The organism is Limnohabitans sp., from assembly GCF_044373035.1.
Taxonomy (GTDB): Bacteria; Pseudomonadota; Gammaproteobacteria; order Burkholderiales; family Burkholderiaceae_C; genus Limnohabitans_A.
This window is the reverse complement of record NZ_JBILQU010000108.1, coordinates 1-8,816: the sequence shown is the minus strand read 5'-3', so window position 1 is coordinate 8,816 and position 8,816 is coordinate 1. Positions and strand designations below refer to the sequence as shown.

10 protein-coding genes are annotated in these 8,816 nt (G+C 62.6%); 2 read left to right on the top strand and 8 right to left on the bottom strand.

Going from position 1 to position 8,816, the window contains the following annotated elements:
• The 8 genes from ACIQ47_RS13180 to ACIQ47_RS13145 all read right to left on the bottom strand — a co-directional run.
• On the bottom strand, nucleotides 1-109 hold a 109-nt coding region (locus tag ACIQ47_RS13180), incomplete at its 3' end, for a DUF1415 family protein (RefSeq protein ID WP_396438556.1).
• A complete protein-coding gene (locus ACIQ47_RS13175) occupies nucleotides 106-1,320 on the bottom strand; it encodes a CynX/NimT family MFS transporter (RefSeq protein ID WP_396438555.1) in 1,215 nt (404 codons plus the stop codon). The genes ACIQ47_RS13175 and ACIQ47_RS13180, both read right to left, overlap by 4 nt.
• The gene (locus tag ACIQ47_RS13170) at nucleotides 1,317-2,489 is read right to left on the bottom strand and encodes a deoxyguanosinetriphosphate triphosphohydrolase (protein WP_396438554.1); all 1,173 of its coding nucleotides are present in this window, start codon (nucleotides 2,487-2,489) and stop codon (nucleotides 1,317-1,319) included. The genes ACIQ47_RS13175 and ACIQ47_RS13170 overlap by 4 nt, the downstream gene beginning before the upstream one ends.
• A 5-nt stretch (nucleotides 2,490-2,494) precedes the next feature.
• Nucleotides 2,495-3,634: a 3-dehydroquinate synthase gene (gene aroB / locus ACIQ47_RS13165; RefSeq protein ID WP_396438553.1), complete on the bottom strand. Its 1,140-nt coding sequence runs from the start codon at nucleotides 3,632-3,634 to the stop codon at nucleotides 2,495-2,497.
• A gap of 140 nt (nucleotides 3,635-3,774) precedes the next feature.
• Nucleotides 3,775-4,638, bottom strand: coding sequence for a fumarylacetoacetate hydrolase family protein (locus ACIQ47_RS13160; RefSeq protein ID WP_396438552.1), 864 nt, complete (start codon nucleotides 4,636-4,638; stop codon nucleotides 3,775-3,777).
• Nucleotides 4,639-4,663: 25 nt separating this feature from the next.
• Entirely contained in the window at nucleotides 4,664-5,422 is a 759-nt protein-coding gene (locus ACIQ47_RS13155; RefSeq protein ID WP_396438551.1) for an SDR family NAD(P)-dependent oxidoreductase, read from the bottom strand.
• 30 nt (nucleotides 5,423-5,452) lie between these two features.
• On the bottom strand, nucleotides 5,453-6,202 hold the full coding sequence (locus ACIQ47_RS13150) for an SDR family oxidoreductase (RefSeq protein WP_396438550.1): 750 nt from the start codon (nucleotides 6,200-6,202) through the stop codon (nucleotides 5,453-5,455).
• Complete coding sequence (locus tag ACIQ47_RS13145; protein WP_396438549.1) at nucleotides 6,199-7,314, bottom strand: mandelate racemase/muconate lactonizing enzyme family protein; 1,116 nt, start codon at nucleotides 7,312-7,314, stop codon at nucleotides 6,199-6,201. The genes ACIQ47_RS13150 and ACIQ47_RS13145 overlap by 4 nt, the downstream gene beginning before the upstream one ends.
• A gap of 234 nt (nucleotides 7,315-7,548) precedes the next feature.
• On the opposite strand from ACIQ47_RS13145, the gene ACIQ47_RS13140 reads away from it, so the two are divergent.
• Both ACIQ47_RS13140 and dctP read left to right on the top strand, forming a co-directional pair.
• On the top strand, nucleotides 7,549-8,277 hold the full coding sequence (locus tag ACIQ47_RS13140) for a FadR/GntR family transcriptional regulator (RefSeq protein WP_396438548.1): 729 nt from the start codon (nucleotides 7,549-7,551) through the stop codon (nucleotides 8,275-8,277).
• Nucleotides 8,278-8,332: 55 nt separating this feature from the next.
• Nucleotides 8,333-8,816 (top strand): TRAP transporter substrate-binding protein DctP (dctP, locus tag ACIQ47_RS13135; RefSeq protein WP_396438547.1); only part of this gene is annotated, 484 nt, incomplete at its 3' end.

Sequence of the window (8,816 nt, the reverse complement as noted above, 5' to 3'; positions counted from 1 at the left end):
GGCCCTTGACGTGTGGGGCTTTGGCAAAGGGGCACAGGTTCAGGCCAATCACGGCGCGCTCAAGCCAGCGCACGGTGTCGGCAATTTCGGGGGTGTTCAAGTCGGTCATGGGCGAGATTGTGCCTGCGAGAGCAAGCGCCCAGCCTCCCAAGCCAGCACCGCTCCCACCGCACAACAGCCCACCGTGACCAGCGGGGTGAGATGCCAGCCGCCCGCGTGCGCCGCCAAGGCGGCCACCACGGGCGGCCCCACAAACTGGCCCAGCGCCGAGAGTTGCTGCACCCAGCCCACGGTGGTGGCCACTTGCTGCTCACCCGGGGCCAGGCGCACCGCCAGGCTGAACAGCGTGCCCGGCACCAGCCCGCCCATGCCCGAGAACAACAGCACCCCGGCAAAACGCAACCAAGGCCATCCCTCGGTCACAGCGGCAAAGGCCACGGTGCTGCCCAGGGCCATCGCGCCAAAGCCCAACCACAAGGTGGACCTGGGTTGCCAGCCACGCTGCAACAATCGGCCAGACGCCATGTTGCCCGCGATGTTCACCGCAGCCGCCAGCGCCGTGAGCACGCCCAGCAGCGCCCCGCTCACGCCGGCGGCGGCATAAATGGACGGCAAAAACCCGACCACCGCCAGCCATTGCCCGGAATACATGCCAAAGGTGAGCGCCACCAGCCAGGGGCCGCGCGCGCCCAAGGTGCTGCGCAAACGCTGCCAGGCCCCCAGGCCCACGCCATGCGTTGGCCGTGGGTGTGCGGCCACCGAATCGGCGGGCACCGCGCGCAGCAAAGCCGCCGCCATGGCCAGCGACACCCCCGCAAACAAACCCCACCACGCACTCCACCCCCAGGCCGGAATGAACAGCGGCCCGACCAGCAGCGCCAACGCCGTGCCGGTCGGCATGTACGCGCCCCACACGCCCAGCATGCCGGGCAGTTGCGCAGGCGGCACCAGGCGGCGAATCAAGGCCGGTGCAGGCAGCGCCACCAGCAAAAAGCCCAGGCCTTCGATGGCCCGCAGCGCCAGCAATGCAGTGACAGAGGTGGCGAATGCACCCAAGCCGCTGGCCAGCGCCAGCAGGCACAGGCCGCGCACCATGCTGCGCCGCAGGCCCATGCCGTCGGCCAGCAGGCCCATGAACACCGCCAGACTCATGCCAGCGAGTTGCACCATGGACAAGAGGAAACCGGACTGCACCAGCGTCAGGCCCAGCTCGGCCTGCAGCGCGGGCAAAGCGGGCGGCAGTTTGCCCACCTGCAAGGCCGCCACACCCCCGGCCAGCACGACGATCCAAGCGGCGCGTTGAGCTGGCAAAGAACTCACAGCAACTTGCGCCCCGTCAGGCGCTCATGTTCGCGCAGGGCAAAGCGGTCGGTCATGCCGGCAATGTAGTCGGCCACCGAGCGGTGCAGGTTGGCGTTGGCGGCGAAGTCGGCGGGCATTTCCGCTGGTTGACTCACGTAGGCAGCAAACAACTCGCGCACCACCTGCTGCGCCTGCCCGGTGGTGTGCATGACTTGCGGGTGGCGGTAGAGCTGAGCGAACAAAAACTTTTTGAGTTCGCCGCTGCGTGTTTTCATCCCAGAGCTGAAAGCCACCAACGGCCCGGCCAAACGGGCTTCGGCCAGCGTGAGCACACCCGCCTGAGCCACAGCCTGCCGCGTGGTGTCGATCACGTCGTACACCTGGTCGCTCAGCATGCGGCGGATGGTTTCGTACAGAACGCGTCGGGGCTTTTCAGACAAATACGGATACTCGTCTAACGTCTGCTGGTGGTAGTGCGCAAACAGTTCCACCTGCAGCAGTTGTTCAATGCCGATCAGACCCGAGCGCACACCGTCGTCGATGTCGTGCGCGTTGTAAGCAATCGCATCGGCCAGGTTGCACAGCTGCGCCTCCAGGCTGGGTTGGGTGCGGTCAATGAAGCGCCGCCCCACGCCACCGGGCTCGACCCGCTCCAGCCGCTCGGCATTGGCCCGCGAGCAGTGTTTGAGCACCCCCTCACGGGTTTCAAAGCTCAGGTTCAGGCCGTCAAACGCGGGGTAGCGTTCTTCCAGTTGGTCAACCACGCGCAGGCTTTGCAGGTTGTGTTCAAAGCCACCGTGCTCGGCCATGCACTCATTCAACGTGTCCTGCCCGGCGTGTCCGAAAGGCGTGTGGCCCAGGTCGTGCGCCAGCGCAATGGCTTCCACCAAATCCTCGTTCAGGCCCAAGGCCCTTGCAATCGAACGGCCCAACTGGGCGACTTCGAGCGAGTGCGTCAGCCGCGTGCGGAACAAATCGCCCTCGTGGTTCAGAAAGACTTGCGTTTTGTAAACCAGCCGTCTGAATGCGGTGGAGTGCACGATGCGGTCGCGGTCACGTTGAAAAGCATTGCGCGTGGGCGCTGGGGCTTCAGCAAACCGTCGCCCCCGGGTTTGCGCCGGGTCGCAGGCCAAGGCAGACAGGCTGGACTGCGAACCGATCGAGGACGCAAGGGACTCGGCGTACATGGCCATCAAGCGCAGCAGGCGTTGATCACCTCGCGCACCATCGCATCAGGCGCGCCGCAAACAGCGGCTTTGCCAGGCCCGTCGATCACCACAAACTGGATATCGCCGCCAATGGCTTTCTTGTCCAACCGCATGTGTTCGATGTAATGGCCTGCGTTGTCGGCCGCATCAATCACCGGGCCGCGCACCGGCAATCCCGCACGCTCGATGATGGCGCGCAGGCGCGCCACAAAAGCGGCATCGACCTTGCCCAAACGCTGCGACAGCTCGGCCGCCATGACCATGCCGCAGCCCACGGCTTCGCCGTGCAGCCACACGCCAAAGCCCAAACCCGCCTCGATGGCGTGACCAAAAGTGTGGCCAAAGTTGAGGATGGCGCGCAGGCCCGCTTCGCGCTCGTCCTGCCCCACCACCCAAGCCTTGATCTCGCAGCTGCGCTGAACAGCGTGCGCCAGCGCCGCCAGGTCTTGCGCCATCAAGGCGTCGATGTTCGCCTCAATCCAATCCAGGAAAGCCATGTCGGCAATCGGGCCGTATTTGATGACTTCGGCCAGGCCCGCGCTCAGCTCGCGCGGGGGCAAGCTGGCCAGCGTGTTCAGGTCGCACACCACCCGCACGGGCTGGTAGAAAGCACCGATCATGTTTTTGCCCAGCGGGTGGTTGATGGCGGTTTTGCCGCCCACCGACGAGTCGACCTGCGACAAAAGCGTGGTCGGCACCTGCACAAAAGGCACGCCGCGCATGTAGCTGGCGGCAGCAAAGCCCGTCATGTCGCCCACCACACCGCCGCCCAAGGCAAACAGCACGGTTTTGCGGTCGCAACCGTGGCCCAGCAGCGCGTCAAAAATCAGGTTCAGGGTTGGCCAGTCTTTGTGCGCCTCACCATCGGGCAGCACCACGGTGTGCACTTTTTTGTAGTGCGGGGCCATGGCGCTGCGCAACGCGGCTTCGTACAGCGGGGCAATCGTGTCGTTGGTCACGATCATCGCGGTCTGCGCCTTGGGCAAACCGGCCCAGGCTTCAGGGCGGCTCAGCAGGCCTTGGCCAATCTGGATGTCGTAACTGCGGTCGTCCAGTGAAATGGCGACTGTTTGAACAGGTGCGTTTGGGGGGGCGGTTTGGAGGGGGAATGTGGGCTCAGGCATAGGCCCCAAGTGTAGAGGTTTCGATTGGCCATCCCAATGACCCAGCGAACCGGTGCTGGGCGCACGCTGACATGCAGCCCATCAAAAGGGCGGACGCATGGCCGGGCCGCAAGGCCCAGGCCATGCGCCTGGCCAGTGTCTCAGAGCTTGAAAGCCACCACCTTTTGGGTTTGCTCGCCCAAACCATCAATGCCCAGACGCATCACGTCGCCACGCTTGAGGTAAACAGGGGCAGACTTGCCGTCGACCTTGACGCCCATGCCCACGCCCGGCGGTGTGCCGGTGGTGATGATATCGCCTGGCTCGAGGGTCATGAACTGGCTGACGTAGCTGACGAGTTTGGCCACGCCAAAGATCATGGTCTTGGTGTTGCCAGTTTGAAAACGCACGCCGTTGACATCGAGCCACATGCCCAGGGCTTGCGGGTTGGGCACTTCGTCACGCGTGACCAACCAAGGGCCCACGGGGCCGAAGGTGTCGCAACCCTTGCCCTTGTCCCAGGTGGCGCCGCGCTCGAGCTGGTATTCACGCTCGCTCACGTCGTTGACCACGCAATAGCCGGCCACATGGCTGATCGCGTCTTTTTGGGTCACATAACGGGTACGGGTGCCGATCACGATGCCCAGCTCGACTTCCCAGTCGGACTTCTTGGAGCCCTTGGGCAACATCACGTCGTCGTCGGCACCCTGGATGCACGAGATGGCCTTGGTGAACACGATCGGTTCTTTGGGAATGGGCATGTTCGACTCGGCCGCGTGGTCGGCATAGTTCAGGCCGATGGCGATGAACTTGCTGGTGTACGAGATGGGCGTGCCGAAGCGCTTTTTGCCACGCACCAGGGGCAGCTTGTCGGTCTTGACTTTGGCCAACTTGGCCAGGGCCTTGTCGTTGAGTTGGTCGGGCGAGATGTCTTTGACCACACCGCTCAAGTCGCGCAAGCGGCCATCGGCGTCGATCAGGCCGGGTTTTTCTTTGCCGGGTTGGCCATAGCGAACGAGTTTCATAGTTGCCTTTCAGTTTTCAAAACAATCAATAAGTGGAGCGGCCGCCAGACAGGTCAAAGACCGCGCCGGTGGAGAAGGAACATTCTTCGGTGCTCAGCCAGGTCACCATCGCGGCGACTTCTTCGGGCTCGCCAAAGCGGGCCATCGGAATCTTGGAGAGCATGAACTGGATGTGCTCGGGCGTCATTTGATCAAAAATCGCCGTCTTCACAGCCGCCGGGGTGACACAGTTGACGCGCACGCCGGTGTCGGCCAACTCTTTGCCCAGCGATTTGGTCAGACCAATCACGGCGGCCTTGCTCGCGCTGTAAGCGCTGGCGTTGGGGTTGCCGTCTTTGCCCGCGACCGAGGCGATGTTGACGATGCGCCCGTAGTTGCGCGACTTCATGTGGGCGCTGAGTTCGCGGCAGCAATGGAACAAGCCATGCACGTTCACATCGAACACCTGCTTCCAGGCGTCCACCGGGTAGTCCCAGACTTTGACGTTGGGGCCGGTGATGCCCGCGCTGTTGACCAGCACATCCACGCCTGCCAGGGCCGTGGTCTGCGCGGTGGCTTGCACCACCGAGGCGTGGTCGGCCACATCGACCTGCACGGTGTTGACCACCGCACCCAGCTGGCCCTTGCGAAGTTGCTCGCCCGCTTGGGTCATGCCCGCCACATCGCGGTCCCAGATGGTGACCCGTGCACCCGAGGCCAGCATGCGCTGTGCGATGGCATAACCCAGACCGGTGGCGCCACCGGTGATGACCGCATGGCGGCCTTTCATGTCGAGCAAGTTCATGTGTGTCTTTCTGCGGTTGAAGTGGGGGGTTCAAATGGTCATGCCACCGTCGACCATGTAGGCATTACCGGTGGCGAAGATGGATTCATCGGATGCGAGGAAGGTGACGATGGGCGCGATCTCGTGCGCTTGGGCCAAACGGCCCATGGGCTGGCGGTTGATGAAATCCTGGCGCGCCTGCACCGGGTCGGCATAGCTGTTGATGCGGTCTTGCAGCGAGGGTGTGTCCACCGTGCCGGGGCAAATGCAATTGCAGCGAATGCCCTTGCGCACATAATCGGCCGCCACGCTTTTGGTCAAACCAATGACAGCGGCTTTGCTCGCGCCATAGATGAAACGGTTGGGCAGGCCGCGAACGCTGGAGCACACGCTGGCCATGTTGATGATGCTGCCACCCTGGCCGTCTTTTTCGAACTGCGCCAGCATTTTGGGGATGGCCGCCTGGATCATCCAGAACTGCGATCGCACGTTCAGGTTGAAGGCAAAGTCCCAATCCTCGTCAGTGGCCAGTTCGATGTTGCCGTTGTGCACAAAGCCTGCGCAGTTGAAGATGATGTCGATGCGCGGCAGGCTGGCCACTTGGGCGGCAATCGCTTTTTTGTCGAGCACGTTCAGAACGGCGGTGTGCACATTCGCCACGCCTTGGTAAGACTTGAGCAGCTCGGCGTTCACATCGGTCGCATAGACCGTTGCACCCTCAGCGGCCATGGCCAATGCCGCCGCATGGCCAATGCCTTGCCCGGCGGCGGTGACGAGTGCAATTTTTCCTTTGAGTCTCATGGTGCTTTGATCTCCAGTTGGGTGATTTGTCTTGCGGTGATGGCCGTCCAGTCCCAGGCGATGCCCAGTCCGGAGGTGTTGGGCGGCAGGGCATAACCACCCTGCACCTGCATGCGCGAGGTGGTGATGTCGTCGAGCTGCGGAATGTATTCGACCCACGTGGCGTTGGGCACGGCGGCGCACAGGCTCACATGCAACTCCATCAAAAAGTGCGGGCACACCGCCACGTCAAAGGTTTCGGCCAAATGCGCGGTTTTGATCCAGGGCGTGATACCGCCGATGCGCGCCACATCGGGCTGAACAATCGAACAAGCGCCCTGCTCCAAATATTCGCGAAACTGCATTGGGTGGTACATGGACTCACCCACCGCCACGGGGATGGTGGTGTGCTCGCGCAACTGGCGGTGGCCCGACACGTCTTCGGCGGGCAAGGGCTCTTCCATCCACGCCAAACCCAAACCATCGAACGCCCGCGCACGGCGCACGGCCTCGGCGCGGTTGAAGCCCTGGTTGGCATCGGTCATCAACTCAAAGCCGGGCCCCACCGCGTCGCGCACCGCACTCAGGCGCGCCACGTCTTCGCTCACATGGGGGCGGCCAATCTTGATCTTCGCGCCCTTGAAGCCTTGCGCTTTCGCCTCCAGCGTTTGGTCCACCAGCGCCTGGGGCGACAAATGCAGCCAGCCACCTTCGGTGGTGTAGAGCGGCACACGCGGCTGCGCCCCGCCCAGCAACTGCCACAAAGGCAAACCCTGGCTTTGCGCACGCCAGTCCCACAAGGCGGTGTCCACACACGCCAGCGCCAAACTGGTCATGGCCCCTACAGCGGTGGCATGGGTGTGAAAAAACAGGTCTTTCCAGATGGCCTCGACCAAGACCGGGTTGCGACCGATCAGGCGCGGCGCCAGGTGGTCCTTGAGCAAGGCCATGACCGAAGAGCCACCGGTACCAATCGTGTAGGCATAGCCCGTGGCCGCGATGCCGTCGCTGCAATGCAGCGTGAGCAAAATCGTTTCTTGCGTCACAAAGGACTGGATGGCGTCGGTGCGCAAGACCTTGGGTGGCAAATTGACTTGCCGAAGGCTCATGCGGTCAATGGTGACGGGGTTCATGTGGGGCAGCAAGGAAGGAAAAAAAACAGGCGAAACAAAATCAGCTGCCGGCAGCGGCACCTGCAGCTGCCAGGGTTTCAAGGCCTTGCAGCATGAGACATCTGCACCGCACCGTGCGTCGTTTGCGTGACAGCCGCCATGCGGGTTTGTGCGGAGTTGCAATGGCTTTTGATCATGTGATGATTGTGCAACTGGTCTGACCACTTGTCCAATTCACGTTATCCCTGATTCCCCATGCCCTTGCATACCGTTGCCCCGCAGCGCCTTTACCGCCAAATTGCCGAGCAGCTTCGGCAGCTGATGGCATCGGGCGAGTTTGCGCTGGGCTCGCGCTTGCCGGCCGAGCGCGATCTGGCGCTGCAACTGGGCGTGAGCCGCCCTTCGGTGCGCGAAGCCCTGATCGCGCTGGAAGTGGAGGGCATGATCGAGGTGCGCACGGGGTCTGGCATTTATGTGCGGCAAAACTCAGCGGCCAAGTCGACAGCGTCCGCGGCAGAGTTAGACGACAACACCCCTGCTAACTGGGGGCCTCTGGAGGTCATGAGCGCCCGCATTTTGGTCGAGGCCGAAGTCGCGGCACTTGCTGCCGCCAATGCCCAAAAGGGCGACCTCAAAGCCATCAAGAGCGGACTGCAACAAATGAAGCTCGAAGCCGCGCGGGATGAAGTGCCTCGCCAAGGCGATGAAGCGTTTCACGAAGCCATCGCCCAAGCCTGCGGCAACAGCGTGCTGCTGGACACGGTGCAGCGCTACTGGATGGCCCGTAACGGGCCCTTGTTTGAACGGCTGGGTGATTATTTTGAACACCCCGTCTCATGGCAAACCGCCATTGCAGAACACCAAGAAGTGATGCACGCTATCGAGGCGCGCGACAGCAGCGCGGCCCGTAAAGCCATGCAAAAGCACCTGAAGCAAGCCCACAAAAGATACAGCGCGAGCTGGCGCCGCGCACCCGCCCGTTAGGGTGGTTTTTCTGTTCCCGCGTCAGCAAATTTCAACCCCCAATGAGGAGACCAAGATGAGCAAACGATTCACACTGAAAACCCTGGCCGCCGTCGGCACCATGGCCCTGGGCACGCTGCTGGTCAGCGCTGGCGCCATGGCCCAGCAAAAGCTGAAATGGGCCCACGTCTACGAGACATCAGAGCCGTACCACACCGAATCGGTGTGGGCCGCCGAAGAGATCAAAAAGCGCAGCAACGGCAAGTTCGACATCCAGGTCTTTCCGGCCTCCACACTGGGCAAAGAGACCGACATCAACCAGGGCCTGACCCTGGGCACGGTGGACATGATCATCAGCGGCTCTTCGTTTGCGGCGCGCAATTACCCACGGTTTGGCATCGCCTACTACCCCTTCATCTTTCGGGATGATGCACATTTGATCGCCTACTCCAAAAGCCCAATTTTTCAGGAAATGGTCAACGAATTTCGCGCCAAGACCGGCATCCAGGTCACGGCCTACACCTACTACGGCGCACGCCACACCACGGCTCAAAAAGCCT

Excerpts from the sequence above, each read along its gene's own strand:
- ACIQ47_RS13170 (WP_396438554.1), bottom strand. The coding sequence starts at position 2,489 with ATGTACGCCGAGTCCCTTGCGTCCTCGATCGGTTCGCAGTCCAGCCTG.
- aroB (WP_396438553.1), bottom strand. The coding sequence starts at position 3,634 with ATGCCTGAGCCCACATTCCCCCTCCAAACCGCCCCCCCAAACGCACCT.
- ACIQ47_RS13160 (WP_396438552.1), bottom strand. The coding sequence starts at position 4,638 with ATGAAACTCGTTCGCTATGGCCAACCCGGCAAAGAAAAACCCGGCCTG.
- ACIQ47_RS13155 (WP_396438551.1), bottom strand. The coding sequence starts at position 5,422 with ATGAACTTGCTCGACATGAAAGGCCGCCATGCGGTCATCACCGGTGGC.
- ACIQ47_RS13150 (WP_396438550.1), bottom strand. The coding sequence starts at position 6,202 with ATGAGACTCAAAGGAAAAATTGCACTCGTCACCGCCGCCGGGCAAGGC.
- ACIQ47_RS13145 (WP_396438549.1), bottom strand. The coding sequence starts at position 7,314 with ATGAACCCCGTCACCATTGACCGCATGAGCCTTCGGCAAGTCAATTTG.
- ACIQ47_RS13140 (WP_396438548.1), top strand. The coding sequence starts at position 7,549 with ATGCCCTTGCATACCGTTGCCCCGCAGCGCCTTTACCGCCAAATTGCC.